This window comes from Stenotrophomonas sp. STEN029 (assembly GCF_056760015.1).
Window position 1 is genome coordinate 25,092 of the sequence record NZ_JBRREC010000018.1, and the last position, 16,047, is coordinate 41,138.

Below are 16,047 nucleotides of genomic sequence, written 5' to 3' on the forward strand. Positions count from 1 at the left end.
GGCAAAGAGGTCATGCCTGCGCGGATTCCGCCGGAGACAGCGTCAATACCTCAACGCCATCCTCGGTCACCACAATGGTGTGTTCCCACTGCGCCGAGAGCTTGCGGTCCTTGGTCACCACGGTCCAGCCATCGGGCAGCACCTTGGTGTAGCGGGTGCCTTCATTGATCATCGGCTCGATGGTGAAGGTCATGCCCTGCTTGAGCACCAGGCCCTGGCCAGGACGGCCGTAATGCAGCACCTGCGGCTCGTCGTGGTAGACCTTGCCGATACCGTGGCCGCAGTACTCACGCACCACGCTGAAGCGCTCGCCTTCAGCGAATGCCTGGATCGCATGGCCCACATCGCCCAGCGTCGCGCCCGGCTTGACCGCACGGATACCGCGCCACATCGCTTCCTTGGTGGTTTCCACCAGGCGCTTGGCCATCACCGACGGCGTGCCGACGTAATACATGCGGCTGGTATCACCGTGCCAACCATCCTTGATGACGGTCACGTCGATATTGACGATGTCGCCATCCTTGAGCACCTTGGCTTCGCTGGGAATGCCGTGGCAGATGACGTTGTTCACCGAGGTGCACACGGTCTTGGGGAATCCGCGGTAGCCCACATTGGCCGGGATGGTGCCCTGCACGTTGATGATGTGGTCGTTGCAGATGCGATCCAGCTCTTCGGTGGTGACACCGGGCTTGACGTGCGGGGTGATGATGTCGAGCACCTCAGCCGCCAGACGACCGGCGATGCGCATCTTCTCGATTTCTTCGGGGGTTTTCAGTTGGATTGCCATGTGCCGATTATCCCCCATTTGGGTTATTTCGCTAAGTATTTCACATTAATGAACACGGAATCGGGTAGCCCGACCTGCTCCGCCCCGGTGTTCCCTGACCGCGAAGGCCCACGCTCCCGCCCAGCCCCCATACCCATGCGAATCGTCCCAATCGGACATTCGACAAGGCCTTGAACGCCCGCCACGCGTAGCTTATTTCGCGCACGCGCATCACAGAAAATCCCGCATTGGGACATATCTCATACCCCTGACAGCGACCCTGGGAACAGACTCAATCCGCACCTACCGCATACGCCAGACCTGCAAGCTGGCGTGTTCGAGACAAACAGGTGCGTTGTCTCTCATCCAAGGATCAACATGAAGCTCCGCAACGTTCCCCTGCCGGTCTGTATCGCCGCCGTTGTTGCAACCGGTGCCGCCCACGCAGCAACAGACACCACGCAGTTCCAGGTCAAGATCACCATCACCGAGTCCTGTGACGTGCACACTGTAAGCGCGACCGATCTCGACTTTGGCAGCCACGTCCGTTCGACCATCGCCACCCCGATCGACAACCAGGGCACCCTGCAGCTCAACTGCAGCCGCGGCACGCCTTATCAGATCGCACTGGACCCCGGCCTCAATTCCAGCAGTGCAACGGCCGCCGCCGACAACCGCCGCATGATCAGCGCTGACAACAACTTCGTACCCTACGGTCTGTATCGGGATGCGGCCCGTACCCAGTTCTGGGGTCGGGTCGTGGGAACCAACACTTTCGCAGGCACAGGCACCGCCGCGCAGCAGTCGATCCCGGTCTATGGACGGGTACCGGCGACCGATGTGCCGGCAGGTGTCTACGTGGACACCATCACCGCCACTGTCACCTACTGACCAGGCCAGTGATGTGAACGATCGCCACCCGCCCCGCTTTCGGGTGGCGAGCCTGGCACGGCTCGCCACCATCACGCTTGCACTTGTCCTGCTGCCCTGGTTTCACAGCTCCGCGGGCAATCTACAGGTCGCCCCCATCCTGCTTGAATTCAACAACAGCCAAGCCTCACAGACACTCTGGCTGACCAACTCGGGAAACGAACCATTGCGCGCGCAGATCCGTGTGCAGGAATGGCGCCAGGACAACGGACAGGAGTCGTTGCAGCCCTCCGATGCTCTGCTCGCCAGCCCACCCTTGGTCGATATTTCTGCCGGAGACAGCCAGCTGGTACGCCTGCTGCAGGCGCACCCCGGCAGCAAGGACGGGGAGCGCGCGTTCCGGCTCATCGTCGATGAGCTGCCCGGCACCTCCAGCAGCGCCAGCTCCGGCCTGCGCTTTCTGCTGCGCTATTCCATACCCGTCTTTGTGCTGCCAACAGGGGCGACCCCACAACTGGAACGCAGCGGCAAACGCGAACCCACCGACGCCAGCCAGTTGCAGGGCGATTGGTCGGTACGCGACGGCAACGCCACGCTCTCGCTGCACAACCTCGGTACACAGCGCATCCGCATCAGCCAGCTGAGCTGGACATCCCCATCCGCCATGCCGATCGACATCACTCCCGGGCTGCTCGGCTACGTATTGGCCGGCAGGCAGATGCGCTGGACGCTCCCGCTGCCTACAACCTTGCCGGTCAATGGCACCCTCCACGCAACACTCAATGACGATGCCCATTCCCAACCGCTGCCGCAGGTCACTACTGGCCGCTAGCACGGGGCTTGCGATTGCGGCCGCGATTCCGGCAGCGACGCTCGCCGAAGGAACCGGCAGAGAATCACCTGCGCGCGTAGGCGATACCGGCGAATACGAACTGCACCTGCAAGCCAGCATCAATCAGGTAGACACCAGTGGACTGAACCGTTTCGTGGTTCGCCAAGACGCCTTGCTTGCCAGCCCCGCCAGCCTCCGTCTACTGGGGCTCAAACTCTCTGCCGAAGCCAACAGGCAAGCACTGCTGCCACTTGCATCGTTACCCGGCGTCGACGTGCACTATGACGTGCAACTGCAGCGCATCAACCTGCAGGTACAGGTGGACATGCTCGACCGCCCCCCGACCCATGTCGATCTGCGCCGCACCGATCACCTTCGCCCTGATCCCGAACAACGCGCGACCGGCGCCACGCTCAACTACGATCTATATGGACAGCGAAGCAGCAGTGCCAGCACCCTAAGCAGCTTCAGCGAACTGCGCCTGTTTGGCATTGGCGCCGGCATCTGGAACAACACCCTGGCCCATGCCTTCCATAGCCGCGGCGTGGACCACCACAACCGCACCAGCAGCACACGTCTGGACAGCAACTGGCAACTGGACTTTCCCGAGTCAATGTTCAGCCTGAGTATTGGCGACAGCGTTTCCGCTGCACATGACTGGTCCCGTGCCTTGCGTTTTGGCGGGGTTCGGCTGTCGCGCAACTTCTCTTTGCAGCCGTATCGCATCACCACACCGCCAGCCTCGTTCGCTGGCGAAGCCGCCCTGCCCTCAACGGTGGATCTGTATATCGACGGCATCCGACAATCCAGCCAGCAACTGCCACCGGGACGTTTCCAGTTCGACAGTACACCTTCACTCAATGGTACCGGCCAGGCCAGTCTGGTCATCACCGACATCAATGGACAAAGCCGGACGCTGGATTTTTCACTGTACGGCACACCCGAACTATTGCAGGCCGGACTGAGCGATTGGTCGCTTGAACTGGGTGCGCTCCGCCGCGATTACGGCCTGCGCTCTTTCGCGTATAGCCCCTATCCCTTCGTCAGCGCCAGCCTCCGCCACGGGTTGAGCGACAGTTTGACCCTGCAATGGCATGCCGAAAGCAGCCAGGGCATACATCAAGCAGGACTAGGCGCGGTGATGTTGCTTGGCCGCCGCGGCGGCGTGTTCTCCGGATCACTGGCCGGCAGCCATGCTGGCGCGACCAGCGGACAGCAGCACGGCATCGGTTACCACTGGAGCTCGCGCCAACTCACCCTGTCCGCCAGCAGAACGCGACGCAGTCCAGGTTACCGCGATGTCGCTGCCGTGCATGAGCTGGCAAGCTTGCCCCAGCGCAGCGAACAGGCGTATGCCGGCGTCAGCACACCACTGGGGCAGCTCGGCATCAGCTACATCACACAGCAGCATGCCAAGGTGCCGCACAGTCGCTACATCAGTCTTAACTGGTCACACACGCTGCCCGACAATGGCCAGCTCAATATAAGTTTCAACCGTGATCTAAGCGCGTACCGTGGCAACAACGCGTTCGTCCATTGGTCACGACCGCTGGATCGCCACACCACCCGCGCCGCTTCATTGCGGCATGCCCGCAACGGTGCCCAGCTGTCACTGGAAACCAACCATTCCGCCGCGCATGACCACGCACTCAGCTGGCGGACGCAGCTCAGCGGTGGTGACGGCCAGCGCGGAGCACGTGGAGAAATCGGCCGCCGCGGACACGCCGGCCAATGGACCGCAGGGCTGGAGCATGACAACGCACAACACAGCACTACCCGCGCATATGCCAGCGCCAACGGCGCCCTGGCCTGGCTCGGCGGTCATGTCCACGCACTGCCGCGTATTGATGATGCCTTCGCGCTGGTTTCGACCGCGGGTGTCGCCGATGTACCGGTACACCTGGACAACCGCAGCATCGGCCGCACCAACAAGCGCGGGCAGCTGCTGGTTTCCCAGCTCAGCGCCTGGCAACACAACCAGCTTTCCATCGACCCGCAGCACCTGCCTGCAGACATGCAGTTGGACAGCACCAGCAAGGTCGTGGTGCCGGCAGCACGCAGCGGTGTACTGGTGCCCTTTGCCATGCGCCGCACACTGGCAGTGCACGTCGGCATACGTGACCGCGACGGCCAATGGCTGCCGGTAGGCAGCTGGCTCACCATCGATGCGCCGGACGTGCCAACGGCGGCCAGTCTTGTCGGCCATGAAGGCAAGGTCTATCTGCTTGATCCGCCCGCGCAGGCACGGTTGCTGTTCCGCACCGAGGCCGACGAATGCACCGCCACCTTGCCAGCCCTTCCCACTCGGGAAGGGCGCATCGACCTCGAGGACGTGGTATGCGAATGATGCTGCAGACAAGTCCGGCAGCGCCGCACTGTCTCCGCTGGCAGCTGATTTACTGGATCTGCCGGTTGTTGCCGCTGGTACTCCTGCTGTGCCTGCCGTCACTGCCCGTTCGTGCGGCCCCTTCCTGTTCGATATCGGGCTCCCCCCACCCTCAGCTTCGGTGCGGTTTCAGCCAGCAGCTACCAGGACAGCCAGACGTCCTTGACGCTGAACTGCAACGGCGGCTCTGCCACCTTGTTGACTGCCGCGCAGGTCAGGGTCTGTCTGTTTGTCGGCACCGGTACGGCCGGAGCGGTTGAACCCCGCTTGATGACCAACGGTAGCGGAAGCCTGATGCGCTACGACATCTACGCCGATGCCGCACGCAGTCAGCTGATTGGCCCGCATTCCAGCGGCTACCCGCTTTACAGCATCAGCTTCCGAATCGCCCCCCGAGAAAGTCGAAGCATCAGAATCCCGATCTATGGACGCGTGCCCGCCGGCCAGAACCTGCCCGGCAACCTCCCCTACCGGGATCTGCCATACAACTCGTATGTACGTTACAGCTATGGCTATATACACGCCCCATTGGAGAGCGACTGCCGCGACCGCCTTCCCGGCCATCTCGGTGGTGCCGGTGACATCAGCTTCAACTGGAGCGGCGTATCCGCAAGCGTCCTGCGCAGTTGCCGCATCAGCAACCTGTCCACTATCAATTTCGGCACTACGTCCGGGCTGAGTGCCGCGCGCGCACAGAACACCACCGTCCAACTGAAGTGCACGCCTGATGTGGCATGGCAGGTCAGCCTGAGCGATGGCCTGCATGCACAATCGGGCGCGCGCTTCATGGCTGCGGCCAGCGAACGTGTGGCCTACGAGCTCTACAGTGACTCAACCCACCTCAGCCGCTGGGGAAACAGCCAGACCAGCACCGTCAACGGAGTTGGAAACGGCACGTTGCAGAACCTGACGGTGTACGGCCATGTGCCTGCCCAGCCAAGCGCAGTGCCAGGCACTTACCAGGACACCGTCACCATGACCCTCACCTATTGAGCTCCGTCCAGCAGAAACAGTACAGCCGACACAGCAGGGCCTGCCTCCGGGAAATTCCCAGCGACGCCTCGTCCGGCGCGCGCCTACATCGCGCGGGGTCACCGTTGAGATCAGCCAAAGTGCACAAGCTGTCAGTTGACCGAACTTAGCAAGATCCCCCGTTCAGGCAAAACTGCCAGCGTGAACACGTGCCAGCGCTGCGCTGCCGTGCTTTGCTCTGCGCGCACCCCGAGGCCATGCAGCATGGCCTCGCCGCTGCCCCCAACCGCCGGGAGAATCGACATGCTCACGCGCACGCTATTGATCACCGCAGCCAGCATTGCATTGACGGGAACTGCAGGCCTCACCCAGGCAGCAACCCAGACCGCTCAGTTCCAGGTCCGCATCGTCATTACCGAGTCCTGTGATATCCAGGCCGTCGCCGCCAGCGACATCGACTTTGGCAGCGTGGCCCGCGCCACCGGTACCCCGCTCGACGCCCAGGGCACGCTGGAGGTGAACTGCACCACCGGCACCCCCTATACCATCGGCATGAACCCCGGCGCCAATGCCACCAGCACCACTGCCGCCGCCGACAACCGGCGCATGAGCGACGGCGCCAGCAACTTCGTTGCCTATGGGTTGTACCGCGATGCCGGCCGGCAGAATTTCTGGGGCGAGGTGATCGGCACCGACACCCTGGCCGGGACCGGCACTGCCAGCGCGCAGACGATTCCGGTCTATGGCCGCGTGCCTTCCACCGATGCCCCGGCCGGCAGCTACGGCGACACGGTGATTGCCACGATCACGTATTGAGTCCTTACCAGATGCAGCCCGCCTGCCCACGCGTCCGCAGCACCGCTCCGCGCCCTTTGCACCGGGCGCGCTGGGGCCTGTTGCTGTTGGCCCCACTAGCAAGCGCCGGCAATCTGCAGGTTGCACCGATCCTGCTGGAGTTCGGTGAAGGTGTGCAGGCGCAGGCACTGTGGCTGGAGAACAGCGGCGATCAGCCATTGCATGCGCAGGTGCGCGTACAGCGCTGGACCCAAAGCAATTCGGCTGACGTGCTCGAGCCATCGCAGATACTGCTGGCGCGCCCTGCCATCGTCCAGATTGGCCCCGGCCAACGGCAGCTGGTACGCGTGCTGCGGCCCGCCCCTTTGTCCGCGGGCGATACGCAGGAGCAAGCCTATCGCCTGCTGGTGGATGAGCTGCCCGCCACCCACGTCAAGCCCAACCAGGGCTTGAATTTCCTGCTGCGCTACTCGATTCCGGCGTTCGTGCTACCCGCCGGTGCCAACCCGCGCGAACCAGGAAGCAAAGCCGCTGCCGACACAAGCGGACTGCACGCCCGCTGGCAGCTAGACCCGGGCCGGCTGACCCTGACCGTACACAACACGGGCGCACAGCGCGTGCGCCTGAGCCAGTTGCGCTGGCTGCCCGAGAACGGCCCACCGATTGAACTGACACCCGGCCTGCTCGGTTATGTACTGGCAGGCCAACACATGCAGTGGACGCTGCCGCTGCCACGCCCCTTCCCCCTCACCGGCACTTTGCAGGCCAGGCTGAACGATGCCGCCATCCCGCAGCCGCTGCGCCCTGCTGACCTTTGATCTGGCAATGCTCATGGCGAGTAGCTCCTCCCTGTCTGCCGCGCCTCCTGCCCGCCCGGATACGGCGCTCGTCGGCATTGGCGAACAGCTGCCACAGGAGCTGTATCTGGAAGTCCGGATCAACCAGGGCAGCAGCACCCAGCTGGCACGCTTCATCATTGCCGGACAACAGCTGTCCGCCAGCGCGGCGACATTGCGGGAACTGGGCCTGCGCCTGCCGGCGGGCGTGGAGCCCGACCAGCAATCGGTTGATCTTGCCCAACTGCCTGATATACGGATCAGTTACGACGCCCGCAACCAGCGCCTCGCACTGCAGCTACCACTGGCCGGACTGAATCGGCCAGTCACTCGACTGCGTCCGGCGACGCCTCCCAGCGTGCTCTCTGCAAGCGTCAGCAGCCCCGGCCTCCTGCTCAACTACGACCTGCATGCACAACAGCAACGCGGATTCCGCAGCGCCAGCAGCTTCAGCGAGCTACGCCTGTTCGGCGTCGGGGCAGGCATCTGGTCAACCACACAGAACACCAGCCTGGACGCTGCTGACCGAGGCCACCGGCAGCACCGCAACATCCGCCTGGACAGCCGCTGGCAACTCGACCTGCCCGGCCCGATGCTCACCCTGGGCATTGGCGACACCCTGACCGGCGCGCTGGAATGGTCGCGCGCCGTCCGCATCGCCGGCGTACACCTGTCACGCGATTTCTCCCTGCAACCCTACCGGGTGACCACACCATTGGCGTCATTCACCGGCGATGCCCTGCTGCCATCCACGGTCGACCTGTACATCAATGGCATCCGCCAGGCCAGCCGCAACGTGCAACCAGGGCGATTCCAACTGGATGCCGTCCCCACGCTCAACGGCAGTGGCCAGGCGCAGCTGCTGGTGACCGATATCAATGGGCAGCAGCGGATGCTGGAGTTTGCGCTGTACGGCACGCCCAGCCTGCTGCAGGCAGGCCTGAGCGACTGGTCACTGGATCTGGGCGTGTTGCGCGAGGATTACGGGCTGCGTTCCTTCGCTTACGGTGACAGGCCGATGGCCAGTGCCAGCCTGCGCCACGGCGTGCACCAGCACCTGACCATCGAAGCGCATACCGAGCTCAGCACGGACCTGCAGCTGGCCGGCATGGGTGCGGTGGCCCTGCTGGGCGAGCGCGGTGGGGTAGTGAACGCCTCCTTCAGCAGCAGTCGCGCCGGCAACATGCGCGGACATCAACATGCGCTGGGTTATCAATGGAGCGCGCACGGATTCAGCGTCTCGGCCCGCACCCAGCGCAGCAGCAGCGACTTCCGCGATGCCCCTGCGTTTCTTGCCAATGCACTCCCGCCCCGCCGTACCGATCAATTTTTCGTGGGCCTGGGCAATGTCCACAGCGGCCAGTTCAGCCTCAGCTACATCTCCCAGCATTACCCCGGCAGCCTCCCCACCCGCCTGACCGGGTTGGGCTGGTCACGCAACCTGCACGGCAATGCCTGGCTCAGCGTGCAGCTCCAGCACGACCTCGACAACCGGCGCACGGACAGCGCCAACCTGTATCTCTCCCTGCCACTGGGGCGACTTACCCAGCTCAGCAGCGCAGTACGCCACGGCAGCTACGGCAACGCGCTTGCCCTGCAGGCAGGTCGCAGTGTGCCGGCGGATGCGGGCGGCTGGGGCTGGCGCGCGCAGGCAAGCCTGGGCACACGCCGCAGCGCCAACGCCGAACTGAGCCATCTGGGCGATGCCGGCCAGTGGCGTATCGGCATGGACTACGAACCCGACGCCGGTACCAACGGGTACGCCGATGCCAATGGCAGCATCGTGTGGTTCGGCCGCAGCATACGTGCACTGCGCCAGGTTGACGACGCGTTTGCCCTGGTGTCGACCAATGGCGTGGCGCAGGTCCCGGTACGACTGGAAAACCGCTTGATCGGCAGCACCGATGCACAAGGGCAGCTGCTGGTTGCACCGCTGCGCGCGTGGCAACGCAACCTGATCAGCATCGACACCCTTGGCTTGCCAATGGATTTGTCGCTGGATGCCCCGCAGCAGCTTGTGGTGCCTGCATCGGGCAGCGGTGCAAGCGTGGTTTTCAAGCTGCAACCAAGCCGCCCGCTGCGCCTGCAGGTCCGCGGCGCGGATGGGAAATGGCTGGGCGTCGGCAGCACGATCGCAGTCGAACTGGCAGGCCAGATCGTCGCAACCACCGTCACCGGCCATGACGGTGAGGTGTATCTGCAGGATCCGCCTGCCGACGCGGTACTGCGCATCCCGGTGGACGACAGCCACGACTGTGTGATTCCCCTGCCCACCATCGTGCAAGGCAGCGATCCACCCGGCATCACGACACTGCAGTGCCAACCATGATCGACACTGCCAAGCCATCGCCGCGAAAACTGCGCATCGCGACCCTGCATATCCTGCTGCTGGCGTTGGCAGGGCTCCCGTTCTTCGCGTGGGCACAAAGCTGCCAGGTGATCCGCAGCCCGAACATCGACTTCGGCGAAATCCGCGGCACGGCCACTACCGACACAGCGGCCACTGTCGTCGTCAGCTGCCAGGGCCTGGCACCGTTCGGCAACCAGATCACCGCCTGCATCTTCCCTGGCGAAGGCGTTCCCGGCGGCGTGGCACCCCGCCGCATGACAAATGACGCAGGCGCCCTGATGAACTACGACCTCTATGCGAACCCGGCGCAGACACAACTGCTAGGCGCATTTGGCGGCAGCCAGCCCGTTTATGCGATCTCGATCCAGGCAGGCGCCCTGGGTCCACAACAGATCCCGTTCAACATCTATGCCCGCGTCCCGGGTGGGCAGACATTGCCAGCAGCCTACCGATACGAGGGCAACCCAGGCACCTCCATCCTCCGTTACAGCTATGGCCCACCACTACTCGCGCCACCAACCGCGGAGAACTGCCGCGATGGCACCTTTCCCTTGTTGGGTGGTGCTGGTCAATCGCAGTTCCTTTTTGGCACGGTCAGCGCGCAAGTGCCCAGCGCCTGCCTGATCACCATCGCCACCGACCTGGACTTCGGCAGCGCCAGCCGCCTCGACGCCCCCCGCGACCAGAGCTCGCTGATCCGCCTGCGCTGCGCTACCGGCACGGCATGGACCATGACCCTGAGCAACGGCAACAACCCTGCCAATGGGCAGCGCAGGATGGCTTCAAATGGCAACTTCCTGCCCTACGAGCTCTACCTCGACCCGGCACTGCTCATTCCCTGGGGCGACTCGGAGGCGACCGGCGCCAGTGATGTGGGTGAAAACGAAGATGTAGCCTTCCCCGTCTATGGCAGGGTGTTCCCACAGCCGGCCCCCATTCCAGGCAGCTACAGCGACACGATCACGGTCACGCTTACCTATTAGTCCAGCCCCCCTCGCCGACCCGGCAAATTGCGCGCAGCCCAGCCAGGGGCTATACTTCCCCCGCTTTTTCGGGCGCATGCCCGTTGGAGCGCGCTGACACCGGGCGTCAACCGGTGAATCCTCACCTGTCGCCCCCATCCGTGCCGGGGTGCCCTGTTCGTCAGGGTTCGGCCACGGAGGCGCCAGGGAAGCCCAACCCCGGAACTGTTTGCGCGCTCGACATGAAAGCCGCGCATCGCAGCACGACCCCAACAAACCGGGCGCGCGCGGTGTCAGTTCCACCATCAGGAGTTTTGCAATGCCCCAGATCACCATGCGTCAGATGTTGGAAGCCGGCGTCCACTTCGGCCACCAGACCCGTTACTGGAACCCGAAGATGGGCCAGTACATCTTTGGCGCCCGCGGCAAGATCCACATCATCAACCTGGAAAAGACCGTCCCGCTGTTCAACGATGCGATGAACTTCATCTCCTCGGTTGCCCAGAAGCGCGGCACCATCCTGTTCCTGGGCACCAAGCGCAGCGCACGCGAATCCATCAAGGAAGAAGCAGAGCGTTGCGGCATGCCGTTCATGAACCAGCGTTGGCTGGGCGGCACCCTGACCAACTTCGCCACCGTGAAGAAGTCGGTTGCCCGCCTGAAGGAACTGGAAGCCGGTGAAACCGACGGCAGCTTCGACAAGCTGGTCAAGCACGAAGTGCTGGGCCTGCGCCGTGAGCGCGACAAGCTGGAAGCCTCGCTGGGCGGCATCAAGGAAATGAACCGCCTGCCCGACGCCATCTTCGTCATCGACATCGGTCACGAAGACATCGCCATCAAGGAAGCCAAGAAGCTCGGCATCCCGGTGATCGCCGTGGTTGACACCAACTACAACCCGGAACTGGTTGATTACGCCATCCCGGGCAACGACGACGCCATCCGTGCCGTGCAGCTGTACGCTCGCGCCGCTGCCGACGCCGTGCTGGAAGGCAAGGCTGCTGCTCCGAACGCCGCCACCGTGCGCGAAGAAGAGTTCAGCGAAGCCGCTGCTGGCGAAGAAGCCAAGCCGGCCCGCCGCGCTCCGGCCAAGAAGGCTGGTGCCAAGAAGGGCGACGAGGCTTCGGCCTGATCCCCCTGGCGGGTGCCGCTGCTGCACCCGCTCCCCTGTGCTGCCGCCCCAGGCGCCGATCGCTGACAGGGCTGCGTAACAACGGCCGGCCATCATGGCCGGCCTACCCCTTTCTATTGATGAGGTAATTCCATGGAAATCACTGCTTCCCTGGTCAAGGAACTGCGCGAGCGCACCGGCGCCGGCATGATGGAGTGCAAGAAGGCTCTGTCCGAGACCAACGGCGACATCGACGCAGCGGCGGAAGCCCTGCGCAAGTCCGGCGCTGCCAAGGCCGACAAGAAGGCCGACCGCGTCACCGCTGAAGGCCGCGTGGGCGTCGCCAGCAACGGCGGCAACGCCGTCCTGGTCGAAGTGAACTCGGAAACCGACTTCGTTGCCAACGACGTCAACTTCAAGGCATTCGTCGATGCCGTTGCCGCTGCCGCCCTGGCATCCGGCGTCGCCGACGTTGAAGCCCTGAAGTCGGTCAAGCTGGCCAGCGGCGAAACCGTCGAAGAGACCCGCGCCATCGCGATCCAGAAGCTGGGTGAAAACATCCAGATCCGTCGCCTGGTCAAGATCAGCGGCGACAACACCGTTGGCACCTACGTGCACAGCAACGGCAAGATCGGCGTGCTGGTCGAGCTGGCCGGCGGCAACGCCGAGCTGGCTTCGGGCCTGGCAATGCACGTGGCCGCGATGAACCCGCCGCACAACAAGGCAGCCGACGTTCCGGCCGACTTCGTTGCAAAGGAAAAGGAAATCGAGCTGGCCAAGATGACCGACAAGGACAAGGCCAAGCCGGCTGACATCCTGGAGAAGATCATCAGCGGCAAGATCAACAAGATCATCAGCGAAGTAACCCTGTACGGCCAGAGCTATGTGCTGGACAGCGACAAGACCGTCGAGCAGGCCGTCAAGGCCGCTGGCGGCGACGTCGTCGGCTTCCAGCGCCTGGCTGTCGGCGAAGGCATCGAGAAGGTGGTGGAAGACTACGCCGCCGAAGTTGCCAAGGCGATGCAGGTCTAAGCACCCGCCGCCTGCAGCCCCTGAAAAAGCCGCGGTTTTCCGCGGCTTTTTCTTTGCCGCAAGCCGCCCGCAACGGCACACTCCCGGCACTGGGTTGCAATCCCCGTCTTTGCTTAAGGCATCCTGTATGCTTGCAGTACTGCCGACTGCTTCTTTGACATGTCCCCCGAGCTCACCGCAGCCCTGTCCCTCTGCCGCAACCTGCCCTCGCCACCGGCCATTGCTGTCCGTTTGATCGAGCTTGCGCAGGATCCGGAGACCGACATCGCCAGCGCCGCCGACGTGATAGCACTGGATATGGGCTTGAGCGCACGCATGATGCGCATCGCCAATTCGCCGCTGTACGCAAGTCGCCGCCGCATTGAAAACCTGGGCCAGGCATTGACCATGCTGGGCCTCAACGCCACCTTGCAGCTGGCGCTGGGTTTCAGCCTGTCACGCGCACTGCGCGAGGACGAAGATCACGCCCAGCTGCTGCAGGCGGTCTGGCGGCGCAGCATCCTCAGCGCCCTGGCCGCCCGCTACCTAGGACTGGCCCGCAACGTGCGCCGCGTCGAAGAACTGATGCTGGCCGGCCTGCTGCAGGACATCGGCATCCTTGCCCTGTTGCAGCTGCGCGGCGACAACTACCCCAGCCTGCTTGCCGGTGCCAGCAGCAATGAGGAACTGCTCGCCCACGAACGCACCATATTCGAGTGCAGCCACGCCGACGTCGGTGCCGAGCTGTGCGAGCAATGGGGCCTGCCGCCCTACCTGGTCGACGCCATCAGGCACAGCGAAGCGCCTGCCGAACCAACCGACCTGTTCGGCCGCTGCGTTGCCCTGTCAGGCAGCATTGCGGAGATCTGGCTGAGCAAGGACACCGACCAGGCCCGCGACACCGCCCTGCGCCTGGTGCATGCACAGCTGGAAATGGACAGCAGCCAGTTCGAACTGGTGCTGCAACAGGTCAGCCAGATGCTGCCGGAGATCAGCGCATTGTTCGACGTGCCGGTACCGTCACCCGCGCGCATCACCTACCTGCTCGATCACGCCGCCGAATTGATGGCCCTGCGCAACCTGCGCGAGCTGCAGGACGCTGGCGCCGCCAAGCGACGCGCCGATGATTTCGAGCAGCAGGCACGCCGCCTGACCGAACAGGCGCACCTGGACGCACTCACCGGCCTGTTGAACCGGCGCCAGCTGGAAGTGGTGCTGGCACAGGAATTCGACCGCGCCGGTCGCGCCGATCGACCACTGTCGGTAGCCTTCATCGACCTGGACGACTTCAAGAAGATCAACGACCAGCACGGCCACCTGGTCGGCGACCAGGTCTTGCAGGCGTTCGCCAGCCAGCTGCAGGGCCAGCTGCGCGGTAGCGATACCGTTGCCCGCTTCGGCGGCGAGGAGTTCGTCGTGCTGTTCCCCGGCACCAACGAGCAGACCGCGCTGGAAGTGATACGCCGCGTGCTTGGCGCCATCACCCAGACCCCGATCGTCACCGTGGCCGACATGCCACTGCATGTCACCTTCTCGGCCGGCGTCGCCACCCATGGTGCATATGAGCGATTCACCGACATGCGCGACCTGCTCAAGGCCGCCGATGACGTGCTGTATCGCTCCAAGAACCTTGGCCGCAACCGGGTCATCGCCCGCGCACCGGATCCCCACCCCACCGCCTGCTGAACCAGATTCCGATTGACCCGGGTTTTGTCGCTGCATTGCAACAATAGATGTCACCTGAAACTGCGGCATCCGTTAGAATCCCCCGCGTTTTCCAGCCATCTGAGGTCACCATGTCCAAGCTCGCCTACCGCCGCATCCTGTTGAAACTTTCCGGGGAGGCGCTGATGGGGGACGAGGACTACGGCATCGACCCCAAGGTCATCAACCGCCTTGCCCACGAAGTCATCGAGGCCCAGAACGCCGGCGTGGAAATCGCACTGGTGGTTGGCGGCGGCAACATCTTCCGCGGTGCCGGCCTGGCTGCAGGCGGCATGGACCGCGTCACCGGCGACCACATGGGCATGCTGGCGACCGTCATCAACGCACTCGCCATGCAGGACGCGCTTGAAAAAGCCGGTGGCAAGGCCCGCGTGATGAGCGCGATCAAGATCAACGACGTGTGCGAGGACTACATCCGCCGCCGCGCCATCCGCCACCTGGAAAAGGGCCGCCTGGTGATCTTCGCCGCCGGCACCGGCAACCCCTTCTTCACCACCGATTCGGGCGCCGCACTGCGTGCCATCGAGATCGGCGCCGACCTGCTGCTCAAGGCCACCAAGGTCGACGGCGTCTATGACAAGGACCCGAACAAGCATGCCGATGCGGTCCGCTATGACAGCCTGAGCTACGACCAGGTCATCAACCAGGGCCTGGAAGTCATGGACACGGCTGCCTTTGCGCTGGCCCGTGACAGCGACCTGCCGCTGCGCGTTTTCGACATGAGCCAGCCCGGCGAACTGCTGAAAATCCTGCACGGCGAGCCCATCGGCACCCTGGTGCATGGCCGCGACGCACACTAACCGACGCTGCCGGCGCGGTGGGCAGGGGTAATCGCCTATAATCGGCCGGTTCTAGAAACATCCAGGATTCGGCCGATGATCAACGATATCAAGCAAGATGCGCAGGCGCGCATGACCAAGAGCATCGAAGCTCTGCGCCATACCCTCACCACCATCCGCACCGGTCGCGCTTCGCCGACCCTGCTGGACGGCATCAAGGTCAAGGCTTACGGCACCGACACCCCCTTGAATCAGGTGGCCAGCATCAGCGTGTCCGAAGGACGTTCGCTGGTGATCACCCTGTTCGACAAGAACATGATCAAGGACGTGGAAAAGGCCATCTATGCCTCCGACATCGGCATCACTCCCACCACCATGGGCACGGTGATCCGCCTGAACCTGCCGCCGCTCACCGAAGAGCGCCGCAAGGAACTGGCCAAGTCGGTGAGCAAGGAAGGCGAAGAAACCAAGATCGCCATCCGCAACATCCGCCGTGACGCCAACCAGGAAGTGGCCAAGCTGCTCAAGGACAAGGCGATCACCGAGGATGACGACCGTCGCAGCCAGGACGACATCCAGAAGCTGACCGACAAGGCGATCAAGGACGTCGACGAAGTGGTCAAGCTCAAAGAACAGGAACTGATGGCGGTCTGAG

Annotated in this window: 14 protein-coding genes; 13 read left to right on the top strand and 1 reads right to left on the bottom strand. The window is 63.8% G+C overall.

The features are described 5' to 3' along the window. Positions 1 to 10: 10 nt before the first annotated feature. The gene (map, locus tag ACVOLI_RS06125; RefSeq protein WP_481533940.1) at positions 11 to 787 is read right to left on the bottom strand and encodes a type I methionyl aminopeptidase; all 777 of its coding nucleotides are present in this window, start codon (positions 785 to 787) and stop codon (positions 11 to 13) included. A gap of 357 nt (positions 788 to 1,144) precedes the next feature. On the opposite strand from map, the gene ACVOLI_RS06130 reads away from it, so the two are divergent. From ACVOLI_RS06130 to frr, 13 genes are all read left to right on the top strand, one after another. Beyond that, positions 1,145 to 1,657, top strand: a complete 513-nt coding sequence (locus ACVOLI_RS06130; protein ID WP_481533941.1) for a Csu type fimbrial protein — start codon at positions 1,145 to 1,147, stop codon at positions 1,655 to 1,657. Between the two features lie 13 nt (positions 1,658 to 1,670). Then, a complete protein-coding gene (locus ACVOLI_RS06135) occupies positions 1,671 to 2,468 on the top strand; it encodes a fimbrial biogenesis chaperone (RefSeq protein ID WP_481533942.1) in 798 nt (265 codons plus the stop codon). Further along, positions 2,419 to 4,815, top strand: coding sequence for a fimbria/pilus outer membrane usher protein (locus tag ACVOLI_RS06140; protein ID WP_481533943.1), 2,397 nt, complete (start codon positions 2,419 to 2,421; stop codon positions 4,813 to 4,815). The genes ACVOLI_RS06135 and ACVOLI_RS06140 overlap by 50 nt, the downstream gene beginning before the upstream one ends. A gap of 111 nt (positions 4,816 to 4,926) precedes the next feature. After that, positions 4,927 to 5,847, top strand: coding sequence for a Csu type fimbrial protein (locus ACVOLI_RS06145; RefSeq protein WP_481533944.1), 921 nt, complete (start codon positions 4,927 to 4,929; stop codon positions 5,845 to 5,847). Positions 5,848 to 6,129: 282 nt separating this feature from the next. Beyond that, complete coding sequence (locus ACVOLI_RS06150) at positions 6,130 to 6,642, top strand: Csu type fimbrial protein (protein ID WP_481533945.1); 513 nt, start codon at positions 6,130 to 6,132, stop codon at positions 6,640 to 6,642. A gap of 86 nt (positions 6,643 to 6,728) precedes the next feature. Further along, positions 6,729 to 7,439, top strand: coding sequence for a fimbrial biogenesis chaperone (locus tag ACVOLI_RS06155; protein WP_481533946.1), 711 nt, complete (start codon positions 6,729 to 6,731; stop codon positions 7,437 to 7,439). A 13-nt stretch (positions 7,440 to 7,452) separates the two neighbouring features. Further along, positions 7,453 to 9,786, top strand: coding sequence for a fimbria/pilus outer membrane usher protein (locus ACVOLI_RS06160; protein WP_481533947.1), 2,334 nt, complete (start codon positions 7,453 to 7,455; stop codon positions 9,784 to 9,786). Beyond that, on the top strand, positions 9,783 to 10,790 hold the full coding sequence (locus ACVOLI_RS06165) for a Csu type fimbrial protein (protein WP_481533948.1): 1,008 nt from the start codon (positions 9,783 to 9,785) through the stop codon (positions 10,788 to 10,790). The genes ACVOLI_RS06160 and ACVOLI_RS06165 overlap by 4 nt, the downstream gene beginning before the upstream one ends. Before the next feature lie 298 nt (positions 10,791 to 11,088). Further along, positions 11,089 to 11,898 carry a 30S ribosomal protein S2 gene (rpsB, locus tag ACVOLI_RS06170; protein ID WP_481533949.1) on the top strand — a complete coding sequence of 270 codons (810 nt, stop codon included), beginning with the start codon at positions 11,089 to 11,091 and terminating at the stop codon, positions 11,896 to 11,898. A 132-nt stretch (positions 11,899 to 12,030) separates the two neighbouring features. Beyond that, entirely contained in the window at positions 12,031 to 12,909 is an 879-nt protein-coding gene (gene tsf, locus ACVOLI_RS06175) for a translation elongation factor Ts (protein ID WP_481507896.1), read from the top strand. Positions 12,910 to 13,068: 159 nt separating this feature from the next. Then, positions 13,069 to 14,574 carry an HDOD domain-containing protein gene (locus ACVOLI_RS06180; protein WP_481533950.1) on the top strand — a complete coding sequence of 502 codons (1,506 nt, stop codon included), beginning with the start codon at positions 13,069 to 13,071 and terminating at the stop codon, positions 14,572 to 14,574. 110 nt (positions 14,575 to 14,684) lie between these two features. Then, positions 14,685 to 15,413 (top strand): UMP kinase, encoded by a 729-nt coding sequence (gene pyrH, locus ACVOLI_RS06185; protein ID WP_313169345.1) that lies wholly within the window; start codon positions 14,685 to 14,687, stop codon positions 15,411 to 15,413. A 75-nt stretch (positions 15,414 to 15,488) separates the two neighbouring features. After that, positions 15,489 to 16,046, top strand: a complete 558-nt coding sequence (frr, locus tag ACVOLI_RS06190; RefSeq protein ID WP_282267388.1) for a ribosome recycling factor — start codon at positions 15,489 to 15,491, stop codon at positions 16,044 to 16,046. Position 16,047 lies beyond the last annotated feature (1 nt).

What these genes read in the sequence shown, in the direction of transcription:
- ACVOLI_RS06140 (WP_481533943.1), top strand. Translation starts at nt 2,419, where the DNA reads ATGACGATGCCCATTCCCAACCGCTGCCGCAGGTCACTACTGGCCGCT.
- ACVOLI_RS06150 (WP_481533945.1), top strand. Translation starts at nt 6,130, where the DNA reads ATGCTCACGCGCACGCTATTGATCACCGCAGCCAGCATTGCATTGACG.
- tsf (WP_481507896.1), top strand. Translation starts at nt 12,031, where the DNA reads ATGGAAATCACTGCTTCCCTGGTCAAGGAACTGCGCGAGCGCACCGGC.
- ACVOLI_RS06165 (WP_481533948.1), top strand. Translation starts at nt 9,783, where the DNA reads ATGATCGACACTGCCAAGCCATCGCCGCGAAAACTGCGCATCGCGACC.
- ACVOLI_RS06130 (WP_481533941.1), top strand. Translation starts at nt 1,145, where the DNA reads ATGAAGCTCCGCAACGTTCCCCTGCCGGTCTGTATCGCCGCCGTTGTT.
- ACVOLI_RS06160 (WP_481533947.1), top strand. Translation starts at nt 7,453, where the DNA reads ATGGCGAGTAGCTCCTCCCTGTCTGCCGCGCCTCCTGCCCGCCCGGAT.
- frr (WP_282267388.1), top strand. Translation starts at nt 15,489, where the DNA reads ATGATCAACGATATCAAGCAAGATGCGCAGGCGCGCATGACCAAGAGC.
- pyrH (WP_313169345.1), top strand. Translation starts at nt 14,685, where the DNA reads ATGTCCAAGCTCGCCTACCGCCGCATCCTGTTGAAACTTTCCGGGGAG.
- map (WP_481533940.1), bottom strand. Translation starts at nt 787, where the DNA reads ATGGCAATCCAACTGAAAACCCCCGAAGAAATCGAGAAGATGCGCATC.
- rpsB (WP_481533949.1), top strand. Translation starts at nt 11,089, where the DNA reads ATGCCCCAGATCACCATGCGTCAGATGTTGGAAGCCGGCGTCCACTTC.
- ACVOLI_RS06180 (WP_481533950.1), top strand. Translation starts at nt 13,069, where the DNA reads ATGTCCCCCGAGCTCACCGCAGCCCTGTCCCTCTGCCGCAACCTGCCC.